Source organism: Nostoc sp. LPT (genome assembly GCF_017115165.1).
Taxonomy (GTDB): Bacteria; Cyanobacteriota; Cyanobacteriia; order Cyanobacteriales; family Nostocaceae; genus Nostoc.
Genome location: NZ_JABXKF010000067.1, coordinates 20,462 through 37,393 on the forward strand (window position 1 = coordinate 20,462; position 16,932 = coordinate 37,393).

The 16,932-nt window shown below is 39.5% G+C and carries 12 protein-coding genes and 2 pseudogenes; 4 read left to right on the forward strand and 10 right to left on the reverse strand.

All coding sequences use genetic code 11. The features are described from left to right. Positions 1-238: 238 nt before the first annotated feature. From HWQ58_RS15460 to HWQ58_RS15485, 6 genes are all read right to left on the reverse strand, one after another. Positions 239-1,450: a class I SAM-dependent methyltransferase gene (locus tag HWQ58_RS15460; protein WP_292863988.1), complete on the reverse strand. Its 1,212-nt coding sequence runs from the start codon at positions 1,448-1,450 to the stop codon at positions 239-241. A gap of 69 nt (positions 1,451-1,519) precedes the next feature. Then, a complete protein-coding gene (locus HWQ58_RS15465) occupies positions 1,520-1,873 on the reverse strand; it encodes a DUF5615 family PIN-like protein (protein WP_292863992.1) in 354 nt (117 codons plus the stop codon). A gap of 6 nt (positions 1,874-1,879) precedes the next feature. Further along, positions 1,880-2,212 (reverse strand): DUF433 domain-containing protein, encoded by a 333-nt coding sequence (locus HWQ58_RS15470; RefSeq protein ID WP_292863995.1) that lies wholly within the window; start codon positions 2,210-2,212, stop codon positions 1,880-1,882. 99 nt (positions 2,213-2,311) lie between these two features. Continuing rightward, complete coding sequence (locus HWQ58_RS15475; protein ID WP_292863998.1) at positions 2,312-2,701, reverse strand: VOC family protein; 390 nt, start codon at positions 2,699-2,701, stop codon at positions 2,312-2,314. A gap of 81 nt (positions 2,702-2,782) precedes the next feature. Further along, entirely contained in the window at positions 2,783-3,319 is a 537-nt protein-coding gene (locus HWQ58_RS15480) for a GAF domain-containing protein (protein WP_292864001.1), read from the reverse strand. 487 nt (positions 3,320-3,806) lie between these two features. Continuing rightward, positions 3,807-7,322 carry a DNA methyltransferase gene (locus HWQ58_RS15485; RefSeq protein WP_292864003.1) on the reverse strand — a complete coding sequence of 1,172 codons (3,516 nt, stop codon included), beginning with the start codon at positions 7,320-7,322 and terminating at the stop codon, positions 3,807-3,809. 26 nt (positions 7,323-7,348) lie between these two features. Here HWQ58_RS15485 and HWQ58_RS15490 point away from each other — a divergent pair. Together HWQ58_RS15490 and HWQ58_RS15495 are read left to right on the forward strand one after the other, a co-directional pair. Beyond that, positions 7,349-7,837: pseudogene (locus HWQ58_RS15490) on the forward strand (DUF4351 domain-containing protein); the annotation flags it as partial. A gap of 92 nt (positions 7,838-7,929) precedes the next feature. Continuing rightward, positions 7,930-8,232, forward strand: a pseudogene (locus tag HWQ58_RS15495) (DUF4351 domain-containing protein); the annotation flags it as partial. Positions 8,233-8,350: 118 nt separating this feature from the next. Here HWQ58_RS15495 and HWQ58_RS15500 read toward each other — a convergent pair. After that, positions 8,351-11,782 (reverse strand): helicase-related protein, encoded by a 3,432-nt coding sequence (locus HWQ58_RS15500; protein WP_292864006.1) that lies wholly within the window; start codon positions 11,780-11,782, stop codon positions 8,351-8,353. A gap of 238 nt (positions 11,783-12,020) precedes the next feature. After that, positions 12,021-13,205, reverse strand: a complete 1,185-nt coding sequence (locus HWQ58_RS15505; protein ID WP_292864009.1) for an NAD(P)H-quinone oxidoreductase subunit H — start codon at positions 13,203-13,205, stop codon at positions 12,021-12,023. 283 nt (positions 13,206-13,488) lie between these two features. On the opposite strand from HWQ58_RS15505, the gene HWQ58_RS15510 reads away from it, so the two are divergent. Continuing rightward, on the forward strand, positions 13,489-15,399 hold the full coding sequence (locus HWQ58_RS15510; protein WP_292864012.1) for a M48 family metalloprotease: 1,911 nt from the start codon (positions 13,489-13,491) through the stop codon (positions 15,397-15,399). A 174-nt stretch (positions 15,400-15,573) separates the two neighbouring features. After that, on the forward strand, positions 15,574-16,458 hold the full coding sequence (rsmH, locus tag HWQ58_RS15515) for a 16S rRNA (cytosine(1402)-N(4))-methyltransferase RsmH (RefSeq protein WP_292864015.1): 885 nt from the start codon (positions 15,574-15,576) through the stop codon (positions 16,456-16,458). A 13-nt stretch (positions 16,459-16,471) separates the two neighbouring features. Here rsmH and HWQ58_RS15520 read toward each other — a convergent pair whose 3' ends face one another. Together HWQ58_RS15520 and HWQ58_RS15525 are read right to left on the reverse strand one after the other, a co-directional pair. Continuing rightward, entirely contained in the window at positions 16,472-16,696 is a 225-nt protein-coding gene (locus HWQ58_RS15520; protein ID WP_292864018.1) for a hypothetical protein, read from the reverse strand. Further along, positions 16,693-16,932 (reverse strand): hypothetical protein (locus tag HWQ58_RS15525; RefSeq protein WP_292864021.1); only part of this gene is annotated, 240 nt, incomplete at its 5' end. The genes HWQ58_RS15525 and HWQ58_RS15520, both read right to left, overlap by 4 nt.

A 16,932-nucleotide genomic window follows, 5' to 3' on the forward strand; every position in this document is an offset into this window, starting at 1 on the left:
TCCTAAATCCCAGTTTTTCTACTCCCTAACTCTGGCAATCAACCACCGGCAGCAAAAGTCAACATAATTATTACTGAAAGTAAAATACCGGGGGTAAGTAGTGTTGCTAACATTAACAGGTCATGAGTGGACATAATTATTACTTTGGTAGTGTGTTTAACTTTACAGTAATCACTGTTATGCTAATCCAAATAAGACTGATACTGCATTCTTAAATAGAGTTTTAACTTTTCTTTCTTTACGCTGACTCTGGCAGGGTCAATCCTTTTAATGATTGAGAAATTTCTGTCTTATCCAGACCTTTGCTCTGAATTAAGACTCCAAAGCCGCCGAGTCCTGTGGGGTCTAGAAGTTGGTGTAGTGCGTCCCGGTGCTGTAGTAACTGCGAGAGAGGTTGCTTTTGATAAGAAAGGGCTGCAATCCGATCGCCTAACCCCAACGCCATCAAAAATAATCCCTGCTGGATAAAACCAACATTCTTTAAGTTACACTTCTCACCCCAACGTTCTAAAGCTGTAAAGTCAACATGGGCAGTGATATCTTGTCGCCCAATATTAATATAAGGGTTGTCATGGAAACGATGATGGTAGTAACACTGTAATGTTCCCTGCGATCGCCTGGGATTATAGTAACGACTAGCGGGATAGCCATAATCAATTGTTAACACATAGCCGCGCTGCAAGCGGTCTGCTACTATACTCAACCAGTCTAGAGCAGCTAAATTAATTTCACTACGGAAGCCATCTGGATATGCACTTTGGGTTAAGTTTATTCCCAGTGAATCCAAATGTTTAGCTAGTTGGGGCGTTGAAGGTTCTCCTGTGACTTCTACAAATGATGGGGATGGGGCATTGGGCATGGGGGATGGGGCATTGGTTTGTTTTTCATTCCGTGTAGTTACATAAATTTCTTGGAGTTCTCCTGTTTCTAAGATGAATTGATGGACGGGGAAAGCATCAACTAACTCGTTAGAAAAAAAGCAACCAGCGATCGCATTTGGTGGTATCTCCTCTAAATTGCACCAACGCACCGGGAAATCTTGCAAGCGTTGCTGCTGTTCTTGTCTTAAAGTTAAAGACTTTTCAACAATGATGTACTCCAGGGCGGTAAAAAAATCTGGGTAGTGCTGTTGATGATATTTAAGGATATGCAATGCCAGCAATCCTTGACCTGCTCCCATTTCTACCAGAGAAAAGGGTACAGGTTTTCCTAAAATCTCCCACATTTGCAAAAATTGTTCTGCTAGTAACTCACCAAAGTCAGCACAGAGGTTAGGAGAGGTGAAAAAATCACCACCTTTAAAGCCAATTTTGAGTGCATCGCTAGAATAGTAGCCATATTCAGGGTGGTATAATGCCATGTCCATGAATTGGGCGAAAGTAATTCGTTGCTGGGGACTAGTGGTAATGTGGTTGGCGATCACTGCACACAACGCTGGATTAGAATCCATAAAATTTCAGATTTTAGATTGGGGACTACAAAAAACAAATGCTTACCAACGGCGGGTCGCCTCCAATCGTTAACGCAAAGGTAAGAACCGGACTTGTCCTTCCCATTCTCCTTCTAAGCTACATTTATCTAGCAACAAAATTTCCTCGATCGCTAAACCAACCCAAACACGACGACTGATCTCAAATAAACCAGGCATTGCCGAGCCTGCTTGTAATCGTTCATAGTCAAAAGTTGTCATCGTCGCTACATCATGAGTTAATACCACACGCCTGTTTTGCGCTGCCCATTCTAATACAGTTGGATCGTCTGCTTCAGTCAATCCAACATCCTGAACACGGACAATATCAATGTTACTGTTACGACGCAAAACACTACGGATAATCTGATTATTAAAGTTCTCGTCAGCCAAGAAACGCAGCATCGTAATTTACCCTTGTGGGCTTCGTCTTGCTAAAAGGCGATCGCGCACTCCAATAGGGTTAAAACGCTTTTCAGCTTCCTGCTGAACTTTCGTGGCAAGTCTTTGACGCTCTAGAAGGTAGGTATCAACCTCACCTTGGTGTTGTAAGTAATAACCAATCACCAAATAGATATCCCAAAGATGAAGCGATGGGTACTGTTCTCTGATCTCTTCTGCTGTAGCCCCTTCAAGGAAAGCTGTAACGACTGTATCTAAAGTGATACGGGTTTTGCTAACTTTAACAACGCCATTTGCATCAGTTACAAGGGGAATCGGGGTAACAATAGGAATAAGTAGCATTTTAATATTCTGGGCAGTGCTGTTTTCCTATGCCCAGTGTAAGCCAAATCTAGAAGCAGTCATCAAGCTCAAGACATCTGCTAAAAGTCAATTTACTACCTAACCACTTACCAATGACACTAGCACACCATTAGGATCGCGGACACGAGCAATAGTATGTCCCCCAGGCTGAGATTTAGGGGCATCTAGTGTTTTTGCACCAGCCCCGATCGCTCTCATGTAAGCACTGCCAACATCAGGAGTAATAAATGATATCTGGATTGATGCCAGTGGTTGTGTAGCGTCGTTGGGATGGCAGCCACCAGGAAATAACTTCTGTGCTTCGCTACTAGAGGAGAAAGCTAGTGTGGTGTTTCCGGTTTCGATTTCGGCCCAGATAGATTGCCCCTTTTCCAGGAGAGTGCGACGAACTAAACCAAAAGCTTTTTCGTAAAACTCAACCGTCTTAACCACATCGTCTACCCAGATCACCGTGTAACCAAATTTCACAGTTCTTTCTCCTTATTAGAAAAATCAGTGCTGGTGAGTATCTCTCCTATTTAACTGTATGCGATTTAAATACACAGTTACTTAACTCTCCAGAATGTTACGATCTGTTGCTAGAGTTTGTGCCCCTATTTGCATCATTTCTATATCTGATGGCGACCAATAATGAGGCCCTTGACAGTGATGTGCCACCAGCAATCCCCATAATCCTCTAGGTATCAAAATTGGTACAATCAGGTTGGCGCGAACTTGTATATTGCGGAGAAAATCTCGGTGACAAGGTTGGATTGGCTCTAATTCAATATCAGCGATCGCCTTTACCCGTCCTGCTAAGTATAAAGCAGCATACTCGTCGTTAAAACAATCATCTGGGCCAGTGGAACCCAGTATTGAAAGTTCTTTAGAACTCAAAGATTCAAAAGTCACCTGTCCTTGCCACTGCCCGTAAAAATAATACAACACCACCCGATCGACTTGAAGCGATTCTCTGAGTTGATTGATTGTTTGGCGGACTAACTCATCGCGCTGCATTGTTCTGACAAGGCGAGCAAGCAATTTTTGCAAACCCTGTTGACGGCGATCGCTACTCTGGTGAAATTCGGAGTGAGAATGAATTTGCACGGTTCTAAAATTACGACTAAGTAAATCCTATCGAATTTATATAGTAATTTATTAGACCTTATTTAAATACATTATTGTATTTATAACTGCAATTCAAGATTAACTGAACATCTTACTAGTCAACATTTTCGTAAGATTTAAAATAAATCATTAAGAAATTGCAATTTTTAATTTACACCAGAGAAAGTTCAAAATTATAAATTTAAAGTTAAAATTTTTGAAATTTACAAAAAATATGCTGAACTTTTCTATAGTTTGAGACAATAAATATACTTCAAACTGTAATGGAACAAGTCAGTTTGTATTCCTAGTTACAGATATTTATAAACCAATATAGCAATCCGATTTGATTCCTGAATTACTCGTAAAGACCGGGGACTGGGGACTGGGGACTGGGAAGAAGGAATAAAGGTGTACTGAGTTTTTTTTACGCAATCAAATATGAGTCCTATATAATTAAAAACCTTCATGGTTTCACCATTAGTATTCAAAATGCTACTTGTGAGTCTCCATATATTGGAGCAAAGGTACGATAAGCTTCTAATGCTGCTTCTTTTACGGTTGCATTCACAATTGGAAATGTAGTGAGTATGTAGCTAAATTCATCTTCGGTTAAGCCGTAAAGGTGTGCTACCATGCCATCGAGTTCTGCGCGAAGTTTGGCGCGTTCTGTTTCGTCGGTAACGCCTTGTTGATGGGAACCTAAACCGACTTCTTGCGCGAGTTCGTCAAATTCTGGTGTGGTGCAGATAAGTTTAGCGGCGCGTTGTACAATGTCGTTGAAGTAGCGATCGTTTTTTGTTAAACGTGGGACGGGTAGTTGGTAGACATAGAACATATTGAGGTTTGTAGTTACCTTCTGTCGTAAACAGTAATCAATCACCAAACTATTGAATACGGCTGTACTAAATAACATCTCTGAGTTATTTATATTGATTTGATTATCTTCTGAATACCTCAGCGATATTAAAAGTGAATTTCCACAAAATACTGATTTTGGTACAATGCTTGAAATCAGCGATCGTTCATTGGTGCTTGATGCTACTGAGCGAAAACCGAGTCGATAGTTTTGATAATCTAGAGCCTGGTTTTTATCAGTTTTGTTCCGTCCTAATAAAGCTTTCCTACCTTCTTGTTCATCCACCCAATATTTAGGTTCAGCATATAAGTGAGTGAACTGATGAATCATCTTACCTTCGTAAAGCAGTAATCTTTCTTTATTAGACTGTTGCTTGAATAAATGGCTATCATTCGTCATATCAAACTCACGGGTTAAGCGCAAATTCCATTTACCCTTAATCTTTTCGCCTAGCAAGGGAAACTTAGCCATTTTTTCAGCCATGTAGATGTCTATCTCGTTCTTAAACTCCATTACTGATAGAGATTCAGGAGACAAACCGCGAATAAGTGGAACTGAAATTTTAACTCGTTCATCTTGATTTTTCAAAAAAGTCTCTAACTGATTTACTCTAATAGCTTCATGTGGATTGATACGAAAAGCTGCCGTAAATGAATCAGTGACACCATCTTTTTCAAAAGTTAAAAGTGAAAATTTGAAACGATGATCTACCCCTTCAAAAATAAATCTTTCGTTTGATAGTCCAAAAATTGCATCAATATTAGTCTGGGAAAATAACATTTCCCTTAGCTGCTTGGCTCCCAGGTCAGTATAAACACCAGAAGGTAATATAATCCCGCACTGTCCACCCTTACATAGCAGGTTAAAGGACTGTTCTAAAAATAGTTTGTAGAGATTAATATCAGTACCTGATTTTTTACCATTAACAATGGAAATCTGATTTTTAAAATATTCTGCTGAACGATAGTAAGCACTTACATGGGGAAATTCACTCTGATATTCTAGCCAAGCAGTAGCTATTTCAGAACTTGCTAAAAGTTGCTTTTGCTCTTTTTCAAAAGCTTTGATATCCATCTTGCTCTTTCTCACAAGGTCATTATGCTGAAGAAAGAATTCTCTTGCGTTCGGCTTAAATATTTCCCAAGGTGGATTAGTAATAATCGCATCAAAACCACCGCGTTCTAAAACCTTGTCAAAATGATAACCCCAGTGAAACGGCTTCAAGGCTGCAATATCCTCAACCTTCAAAACACGCTTCTGTGATTTTCCAGTTAACTGAACTTCCTCGTATTTAATACCCAGCTTTTGACTAAACTCATCCAATAATAAAAGATTTAACTTTTTTTGTGATTCTTTATTAAGGTTGTCAATAGATTTACGTAAGTTCAACAACCTTGCATCTTGATGCGTTCCCAGTTCTCCACCAGGAAGTTTTTCATCACCAGGAATAAAAGCGTGTTTTTTGTAAAGTTCAATAGATTTATTCTTTTCTTCTAAAATAGCCTTGTAATTATCTGCTGTGAGACGCTGTAATAAATTACCTTGTTTAGTATTTCCTACTGTATCAAAAGCGGTGTCATCTACCTTAATCAGTCCAATCAACGAATTACCCGCCATAATATTAAAATCAATATTAGGCAATGGCTCTAGTTCTTCAACATCGTGAGCAGAAGAAACCAACGCTAAAAAAAGACGCAGTTTAGCAATTTCTGTTGCTTCCTCCATGATGTCTATACCATAGAGGTTATCCCTAAGAATGCGCTTCCTAATAAAATACTCTATAGAAAGATGCTCAGTTTTTTCAATTTTTAACCAGTCCTTTAATTTCTGATCTCCCTGTAATTCAATTGTCCCAATTACCGCACTATAAACTTGGATTAGCGTCTTCATCGCTGCAACGAGAAAAGCACCCGAACCGCAAGCTGGGTCAAGGATTGATAAATTAGGAAGAATATCTTCCATTAGTGAACGACAAACGTTTGTATCTAGTTTGATCAGAAGTTCGTTGATATCCTCAAATGGCTTATACTTATCAGACAGCACATCATTTACGCGGTCTACAATTAACTTGTGAATAGTTCTATCACAAAGATATTCTGTAATTTGTGGTCTAGTATAATAGGCTCCAAAAGCTTTTTGGTTAATGTATTTTTCAAAAATATATCCTAAAACATCTGGGTTAATTTCATCGTCTTTCCCTTCTGGCGTATCATCCAGATTCCAAGAATAACGCCAAAATAAATCTAGAACTTGCTCAAACGCCTCATCAACTATAGAAATTTGATATTTCTCTTCAATATGATGTTTAAGAAATAGTCCACCATTCAGGTATTTAACCTTTCCTACCAATTCTTGTACAGATAAATCGCGTTCACTCTCAGGTTTTGCAAAGCTTTCAAAAAACAAAGCCTTGAGAAATTCACCATAAAAATGATTTTCACCTTTTTGCTGGCTTTGTTCAAGCTTATTTTGCAGATAATTTAAATCCTCATTATCAATAAAACCCTTACGCTGGAGAAAATAAACAAACATCAGACGGTTGAGAATTACTGATGTATACCAACGTCTATCTGTCTCATTATCAATTCCTTTCACAAATAGCAAAAACTTCTGGTGTTGCTCTTGAAATTCTTTATAAAACTTCTTGGTTACTGGCTCAACATCGAAACCGCGTTGTAGTTTATAAGCAATTTCGACAACAGTCGGTTCCCCGTGTTCTAATTCGGTAATATCAATGACTAAAGAACCAAGCTTGCTTAAAAACAAGTCTCCTGGTTGACCTTTCACATATAAATGGTCACGAACAAAAGTTTTACTCCCTTCTCTTTTCACCCAATACCAAAGACTACGCGTGCGTTCTGCGGTAATAAAAATTAGGAGATTTTCAGCTATCAGTTTATTAATTTCTTTGTAAATCTCATCTCTAACTTTAGCCTCTGGGATTTTCCCATCTGCTGCGGTGACTTCAAAGATTGCAACACCTGAGAGTTCAGCAATTTTTTGGTATTGATACGTCTTCTTCTCAATCTTTAAGGTTTCAGGTTTTTGTCTTGAGGGTTTAGACCAACCTAATTCCTCTATAAATAAATCACTAAATTTGAACTTAGAGAGTAAATCACGTGTTCGTTGAAAATTAAGCGACATAATTTATCATGCTTGAAGAATAAAATTGGACGGAATTAGAAGTCAGCGACAACCCATTTGCAACTGTAGTAATGGCGCATTTGAAGACGCAGCAAACAAGTAAAAAGCCCGGAGAACGTAAAGCTTGGAAATTTAGCTTGATTCGCCGATTGTATGAATTAGGATTGCAAGAAAAAGATATTCGTAACCTTTATCGATTTATTGATTGGGTTATGATTTTACCAAAAGCCTTGGAAGCAGAATTTTGGCAAGAGTTTAAGCAATTTGAGCAGGAGCGGACTATGAGTTACATTACCACAGGTGAGCGCATTGGTTACGAGCGGGGAAAACAAGAACAAGGACAAACACTTGTGTTACGGCAACTACAAAAACGGGTAGGAGAGTTACCACAAGAAGTTCGGGGACGCATTCAAACTCTTTCCCTAGAGCAATTAGAAGCACTTGGCGAGGCTTTATTGGATTTTACAGCCATTGAGGATTTACTTAACTGGTTGGAAGCAAATCAAACAGCATAGAAAATTTCTCAATGGAAATAGTTCAGGACTTACGAAACTGGCACATATATCTTCTGATATAAGAGTGAAGGGTCAAGGGTCAATGGTCAAAGGTCAAGTTACCAAAAGCCTTGGAAGCAGAATTTTGGTAAGAGTTTAAGCAATTTGAGCAGGAGCGGACTGTGAGCTACATTACCACAGGCGAGCGCATTGGTTACGAGCGGGGAAAACAAGAACAAGGACAAACACTCGTGTTACGGTTACTACAAAAACGGCTAGGAGAGTTATCACAAGAGATTCGGGGGCGCATTCAAACTCTTTCCCTAGAGCAATTAGAAGCACTTGGCGAGGCTTTATTGGATTTTACAGCCATTGAGGATTTACTTAACTGGTTAAAAGCAAATCAAACAGCGTAGAATATTTATCTCTGACGATCGCGATCAATCGCCTGTTTAGAAAAGTCAGTTTTGTAGGTTGTGTTATCGCGTAACGTAACGCACCCTACTCCTTTAATTACAAATTACAAATTACGAATTACGAATTAGAAAATAATCCTAAAGAACAAATAATCTGAGGTTCTCGCTTCTCCAGTTCTTCTGTGACAATACACAAACGGTCATCCATCCGTAGCGCCACAACTAACTCAGCCAACTGCTGATTATTAATACCGCTTCTCAGTTGACGATTGAGAGTATCAATGGCTGACTGTCGCAAAGGATAACGGTAAATCTCATCAATTGCTTTTAAAAGTTCTTCACTGACAAATAGCGTTCCCTTCATTTCTTGAACATAACTTTTCAGTCGTTCATAAGTGCGGAACCTTGCACCTGATGGTCGCCCTAATTGACCGCCTGCATTTTTCTCATCTTCAGCAATCAATTCAGCACCCTTGTATACTAACTCGTGATGCTGTTTATCTCTGGGTATCGCTGGGGTAGATTCTTCACACGCCGCCACTCGAAGAACTGCTAATTGTGATTGAGTAACGCTATTTCCATCGCGGTCAACATAAATTAAAGAATCATTTCCCTCGGTGGTTTTCATATAAAGCAATACTCCCTCCGGCTGCACAGGTTGGGGAGTATGGGCGCGAGTAGAATAAACTACATTTTCCATTTCCTCAATCGTTTTTTTCAAACCTGGATTACCATCAGTGGCTTTTTTCCAAATTTGAAATGCTTCTGATGTCAAATCAACTTCTGTATCTTCTTCACCATCTAAAATTCCAGATTTTTCATTGTAGAGGTCAAGAATTACCCGTGCATCATCATCTTCAAAAAAAGCTTCATCAGTTCCCACCACTTCAGCATTTTCTTGCAGTCGTTTACGGAGTCGTTCTCGCAAATTAATAATCCGTTCTACTCCCTCAGCTGGTAAAAAAGAATAACAGAGAATTTTATCAGCATTTTGTCCAATGCGGTCTACTCTTCCGGCGCGTTGAATTAAACGAATAATCGCCCAAGGTAAATCCCAATTGACGATAATTGCACAATCTTGTAAATTATGACCTTCACTCAAAACATCGGTGGCGATTAAAATACGCAACTCATCTGATGATGAAATTTGTTCGCGTTTTCCATTACTCACAGGACTAAATCTTCCCGTCATTACTGTTGGGTCTTTAGATTGACCTGTCACCCCAGCTACATTAGTAATATGACTGGATTGCAAATTATCTTCAAGGTAGCGGACTGTATCGGCAAATTGGGTGAAAATTAGCACTTTCTCATTAGGATGAGTTTTTGTGAGCAGTTTGATTAAAGCAGCAAGTTTTTCATCTTTTTGAGGATTCCACTCGCCACATTGCAGCACATTAATCAGTGCTTTGGCATCTTCTAACAAATCTCGTTTCAGTTTTTTAATATCAAAAAGTGTAGACCGCAGCCATTTAAATCTTCGTTGATATCGAGTTGTATATTCTTGGTAAATTGATTTTGCTCTTTGACGAAAAACTTTTTCTGTTTTAGATGTTTTCTCATTCTCTTTATCAAAATAAGTTACTTTTCCTTCCTCTGTCTCCACTTGCAGTAAAGTGGTAGAATCATCTTCTTCTGTTTCTGTATCAAACAAAGCTGCTACTACAGAATCGGCATCTTCATCATTATTACTTGTATCTAATAACTCAGCTTCTTGAGTTCCAATCGGAATATCAAGCCCCTGTTCTAAAGCATATAAATAAATAAAATTCCGTAAAATGTGGCGTTCAATTGATTGAATAAAAGCAATACCACTACTTTCTAAACGTTTAAATAAATTAGTGCGAGAAAAACCCATTAATCTCCTACCACCACGAAATAAGCTATTAATAAAGCGTTGTTCTGTGTCTGTAGGCGGCTGTTTATGTTTGGTAATAACGTAATTTCCAAGCCCATAACGAGGTAAGTTAAGTTGATTAATAACTTCTACTACTAACTCAGAGTAAAGACGAGCATAAAAGTCTGTGTTAGAAGCTTCTAAAGGAAACTTGAGACTACGAGGTAAACGCTGAGGAAAATAAGAACGTCTTCCATCAGCAAATTCTAAATATTTCCGCCCGGTTTCATCTGTTTGGGCATAATTATCTTTAATAAAAGAGCGAGTGCGTCGCACCATGTAACGCTTCATCAATTCTCGCCAGTCATCAGGGTGTTCGCTTTTCTCAAAAGCCGCTAAAGAACGGACAGAACACTGATGCTTTCTAATAAATTCTAATTCTCCTAGAGAACTGCCACCAAGTTCATTAATTAAAGCTTCTGGTCTTAATCCCAAATCTTGGTCTTCTGGCACAAATAGCCGCAGTTGGGCGGAAAGGTCAAGATAACTTTTATTGTAAGGAGTAGCAGATAATAAAATACATTTACTTTCATTGGCAGCAATATATTCTGTAATTGCTCGATAACGTTTACCTTCGCGGTTACGTAAATTGTGACTTTCATCAATCAATACAACTCGATAACGGCGGAGTTTTGGTAACTTATTTTGTACTTGACTAATTGGCATAACTTCCGCAAGTAGCCGATAGTTATTTACATATTCTTGCCACATTGGTACTAAGTTTTTCGGGCAAATAATTAGTGTTTCTAAAAAGCAATCTTCTTGTAATATCTTGGCTAAGGCGGTTCCAACTAAAGTTTTACCCAAACCGACCACATCGCCCACTAATACGCCGCCACGCCTTGTTACATGACGTGCTGCTAGCTGTACGGCGGCTTTTTGGAAGTCAAATAAGTTGTTAAATTCGCGGGGGATACGGAATTCTGAAAGTCCAGCGATCGCTTCATGGGATAAGTGGTAAGCTATCTTCAGGTAGATGTAGTAAGGTGAGACTAAATCTTGCCTAGCCCAGCTTTGATCAATAATTTCTGCCAATTCTTGGGAAATATCTACACAACCGTAATCTTGCCAGCGATCGCTAAACCACTTTTGCAGTTTATTACAAGCATCGTGGTCTAAAATATCAACATTCAACTCTCCTTGTTTCGCCAGTCCGGGAAGGGTTAAATTACTACTACCTAAGAATCCCACCGTGGGAGTGTTGGGATCATGGCGATGCACAAGATATAACTTGGCGTGGAGAGAATGACGCAGAAACAGTTTAATAATTAGTTTCTGAGTTCTTAACTGATGACTTAACTGCCTTAACCCCGCTTCATCTTGATTAGTCGGCGCACCGATAGTCAACTGCTGGCGAAATTCTGCCGCCATGCGTTTTTTAAACCGCACAATGCTACTATTGTCAATCCGTCCATCACTACTACTAAGGGAAAATGCCGCATGAACTTCATCACTAGGCAAACTTTGCATCCCAATTAGCAAACGGCAACAAGCATTTTCACTACCAACATACTGTTCAATTAAATCATCAATTCTTCGCCAACCTCTAAGGTTGAAGTAGCCAACGCAAAAATCTGCCCGATAAGAGATTTTGAGGGTTTCTCGTAAAATCGGTAGCAGTTGTAAATCAATGTTGTCAAAGATGCGGGGCATTATTTAAAACGCTATAAATATTTTGTACATCTGTTATATGAGTAAAAAATATTTATAGCTAGAGAAGGAGTGGTTCTGCGAAGGACTGATTATTGTAGAGACGGCGATTTATCATCGCGTCTCCTGCTTTAACCCAAGCGTATTGTAATATAGTCAGTAGTTTTACCCAACGCTAAAAAAATAGAGCAGTTGCACTGTAATACAACTGCTCTAAAAAATACTTAGATAGATATTTACTCTACCTATCCACAGACCCCATAATTACGTCAACACTACCGAGAATCACCACAATATCTGCAACCTTCATCCCGCGCAGTAAATGGGGGACAATCTGGAGATTGTTGAAATCTGCTGCACGAATCTTCCAGCGTGCAGGGAAGACATTATCCTCGCCTACCAAATAAATTCCCAATTCACCTTTGCCACTTTCTACACGGGCATAGATTTCACCCTTGGGCATCTTAAAAGTGGGGGAAACTTTTTTACCGATAAATTGATAATCAAATCCATCCCACTCAGATTTTTTACCTGCGGCTAAACGCTTGGCTTCCAGATTTTCGTAAGGGCCGCCAGGAAGTCCTTTAATTGCTTGGCGAATAATCTTCACAGATTCGCGCATTTCCCGCATCCGCACCACGTAACGGGCAAAGCAATCACCCGCAGTTTCCCACTGCACATCCCAGTCGAAGTCATCGTAACATTCGTAGTGGTCAACTTTCCGCAAATCCCATTGCACGCCCGATGCACGTAACATTGGGCCAGAAAGTCCCCAGTTAATTGCTTCTTCACGGGTGATAGTCCCAAGACCCTCAACACGTCGCCGGAAGATAGGGTTATCAGTTACTAAGCGTTCGTACTCATCAACTTTGGGTATTAAGTGGTCGCAGAATTCCAGACACTTATCTACCCAACCGTAAGGTAAATCAGCTGCTACTCCACCAACGCGGAAGTAGTTGTTATTCACCATCCGATAACCTGTAGCTGCTTCCCACAAATCATAAATCATCTCCCGTTCCCGGAACTGGTAGAAGAAGGGAGTTTGAGCGCCTACGTCAGCGAGGAAGGGGCCAAACCACAGCAAATGGTTAGCGATGCGGTTCAACTCCAGCATGATGACGCGGATGTAGCTAGCACGTTTGGGGACAGCGACACCTGCAAGCTTTTCTGGGGCGTTAACAGTAACCGCTTCATTGAACATTCCCGCAGCGTAGTCCCAGCGACTAACGTAAGGGACGTACATTACATTAGTGCGGTTCTCAGCAATTTTTTCCATTCCCCGGTGTAAATAGCCGATGACTGGTTCACAGTCAACGACATCCTCGCCATCCAGAGTCATGATTAACCGCAGAACCCCGTGCATTGAGGGGTGGTGTGGCCCCATATTTAGCACCATCGGTTCAGTGCGGGTTTCTAGTCTGGTCATAGATTTCGTGTTCTCCTGTTGTGTTCGTGTAGCGTGCTGAAGGCAAATTTTGAATTGAACCGCCAAGATGCCAACCAGAATGTTTCAGTTTGTTGCACTTCTTCAACTATTATATGGAAGCTCGATATCCACTTAATTGAGGCATCGGATTTTTTTCACCTCATTGTGCTCAAACAAAGGGACAATGCCCAATGGATAATGTCCAATGATTTCTGAGTTTTTACGTAAGTCATAGAGATATTGTGTCAGTTATATTACAGTTTTATGACGCTGATACACATCTATGACTTTCAATCAAGAGCGTTTTGATAGGCTAATTCAGAAGTTAGAAGTTTTTGCTAATAAACAACCGCATCTTTATAAATTGCACGTTGCTTTTTTGGCTTCTTTGGGCTACGCATATATATTGTTGGTTCTAGCTGTAACATTGACTCTGCTGGTAGGTATTATCTTTTTGATGCTTAACGCTCACTCAATTCATGCCTCATCTGTGAAAGGTGTTCTGTTTTTGTTGGCATTTGCATTGGTGTTAGTGCGATCGCTATGGGTTTCTTTTCCCCCACCTACAGGTTTACCATTACAACCCAAGGATGTACCCAATCTCTATTCTTTAATTAACGAAATCTCATCGAAGCTACAAGCTCCACGGTTTCACCACATCCTGCTGACCAACGATTTTAATGCAGGGGTTGTCCAAAGACCACGCTTAGGTTTGCTGGGATGGCAGCAAAATTACTTAATTGTGGGTTTACCACTGATGTTAGCACTGCCACCCGACCAATTTCGTGCTGTCTTAGCTCATGAACTAGGACATTTATCAGGAAATCACAGCCGTTTTAGTGGTTGGATTTATCGCCAACGTGAAACTTGGTATCGCATTATTAAAGGGCTACAACAAGGTGGAAATGAAGTATCATCGTTAATCTTTGATCGGTTTTTGACATGGTACAGCCCGTTTTTTAATGCCTATTCTTTTGTGTTAGCACGGAAGGATGAATATGAAGCAGATAGATGTGCCGTTGAGCTAACTGGAGAACAAAATGCTGCTGAAGCTTTGATAAATGTAGAGGTAAAAGCTAGATTTTTAGAAAGATATTTTTGGTCTAGCATCTATAAACAAGTTGAAACAGAAATCGAACCACCAAAAATGACTTATATGGCTATGCAACAGGCTTTAAGTCAGAGACTTCATCAAGAAATAACAAGTAGTTATTTAATGGAAGCTTTAACAAAAAAAACTAGTAATGCTGATACTCATCCTTGTCTGACAGATAGACTAAAAGCCTTGGGATACATCTTCAATCCTCAGCAGGAATTAGCTATATTTGCACCAATTGAAATCAGTGCTGCTCAAAAATTATTGGAAAATAGTTTAGAAAAATTTATCGCACATTTTAGTCAAGCTTGGCGAGAAGAGATAGCAACACCTTGGCGACAAAAATATGCTGATTTTCAACAATCAATAGCTACTTTAAAAGATTTAAATCAAAAAGCAAAAACACAACAGCTAACTTTAGAGGAAGCTACTCAACGAGCATTTTTAACATTTGAGTTTGATGGTGAAGAAGCGGTTATACCACTATTAGAAGAAATTCTTCATCGTCATGCTCACCATGCCTCAGCTAATTATTTACTAGGGCAAATATTATTAAATAAACAGGATACAACCGGAATAGAATACATTGAGAGGGCAATAGAGCAAGACTCAAGTATAGTCATAGAAGGTTGTCAGACAATTTACTATTTTCTTCAACAACAAGGAAAAATTAATGAAGCAAAATCTTATCAAGAACGTGCCCTAAATTATCATGAATTAATTTTGAAAGCAGATCAAGAGCGTTCCCATGTGAGAGAAAATGATAAATTTGAATCTCATAATATCTCAGATTTAGAGGTAAATAAGCTTCGTCAGCAGTTTTCTCATCACCCGCAGATAGCAACTGCTTACTTAGTGCAAAAAACATTGCAATTTTTTCCTGAACAACCATTTTACGTTCTCGCTTTGAAGCGAAAAGTGAGCTTTTTAGAAGGTATTCATGAAACAGATCACTCCAAACTTGTGAACAGCTTGTTACAGGAAAACGAATTTCTCGGAAATGTATTCATTTTTATTTTAAATAACCATTTAAATATGGAGAAAAAACTAAAACGGATACCAAATTCGATAATTTACCAGAACAAAGGTAAAAAATAGCACACAGATGCTTAAAGCTCAACATCCAAAGCTAACGCTGAGTGTTGAGTTTATGATATTTTCTTTTGTGTCTTAGTGGTTTAAAAACTATTTTTTAGCTAGGAACCATAAAGACACAAACAAAAGAATACATAATTAAAGTTCATTCATCTGTGGTTTTTTGCCCTAAGTCTCATGAATCGTCAGCTAGCTATCGAAGAACCGATATTTTCTCATCTACCAGTGTTACCGCAGGAAATAATTGCAGGTCTAGCGGTATCTCCAGGAGGTCATTATCTTGATGTGACGCTAGGTGGTGGTGGTCACAGTCGCTTAATTTTAGAAGCTGCTGCGGATGTGCGGGTAACGGCGATTGACCAAGATGAGGATGCTTTAGCAGCAGCGAGGAAAGAATTAGCTGAGTTTGGCGATCGCATACAATTTATTTATAGCAATTTTGCTGACTACGAATTTTCCCCCAACACTTTCGATGGTATTTTAGCCGATTTGGGGGTGAGTTCTTACCATTTAGATCGAGCAGAAAGGGGTTTCAGCTTTCGTCAAGCTGCGAATTTAGATATGCGAATGGATCGAGGGCGATCGCTAACTGCTGCTGATGTGATTAATAATTGGAATGAAGCAGAATTAGCAGATATTTTCTTTAAGTACGGTGAGGAGAGATTATCGCGGCGCATTGCTAGACGTATTGTAGAACGGCGACCGTTGCACACCACTACAGAATTAGCTGATGCGATCGCTTCTTCAGTTCCTCCCAAATACCGTTATGGAAGAATTCACCCAGCAACTCGTGTTTTTCAAGCTCTGCGAATTATCGTCAACGACGAGTTAAAATCTCTAGAAACCTTTTTGGATAAAGCACCAAATGCCCTTGTCCCTGGCGGTAGAATTGCGATTATCAGTTTCCACAGTTTGGAAGACCGCCCAGTGAAGCATGGTTTAAGAAATTCACCTTTATTAAAGGTATTGACAAAAAAGCCGATTATTGCACAAGAAGAGGAAATTAGTCATAATCCGCGATCGCGATCGGCCAAACTGAGGATAGCCCAAAAGCTGCTGTAACTACAATGTAGCCTTAAACTACTCCATCTTGTGGTTCAGAACTGCTGCGAATACGCTCAATGAACTGAGGATAATTTTCTAAATCCTGTTCTGACTGTAACGGTGGCATTTCAATCCAATTACCTTCGATATGCAGCTTATCTACATAAGCGTAGAAGGCTTCCCGATCTTCCCGATGAGCAAGAACGTAATCATGTAACTCTTTCTGACTCATTGCATGAAAATTAGGCTTGCTCATCCTATGTATCTCCATTTACCGTTAGGATATCTCTCTATAATATTTTCCTCACCTGCCAAGAAAAATAGATTTTTTGTCCTTTCATCCATACGAACGATATTAATAGGCAAGTAAAGCTTAGTAAACCAGCAGCACAATATGTAGCACTGTGTTTTTTGTTCTGGTGTAGGAATAATCTGAAGGGAGCATCTCAGTTTTTGAAGTGCCTCAAACCGACAATAATCCATTAAGGTAGG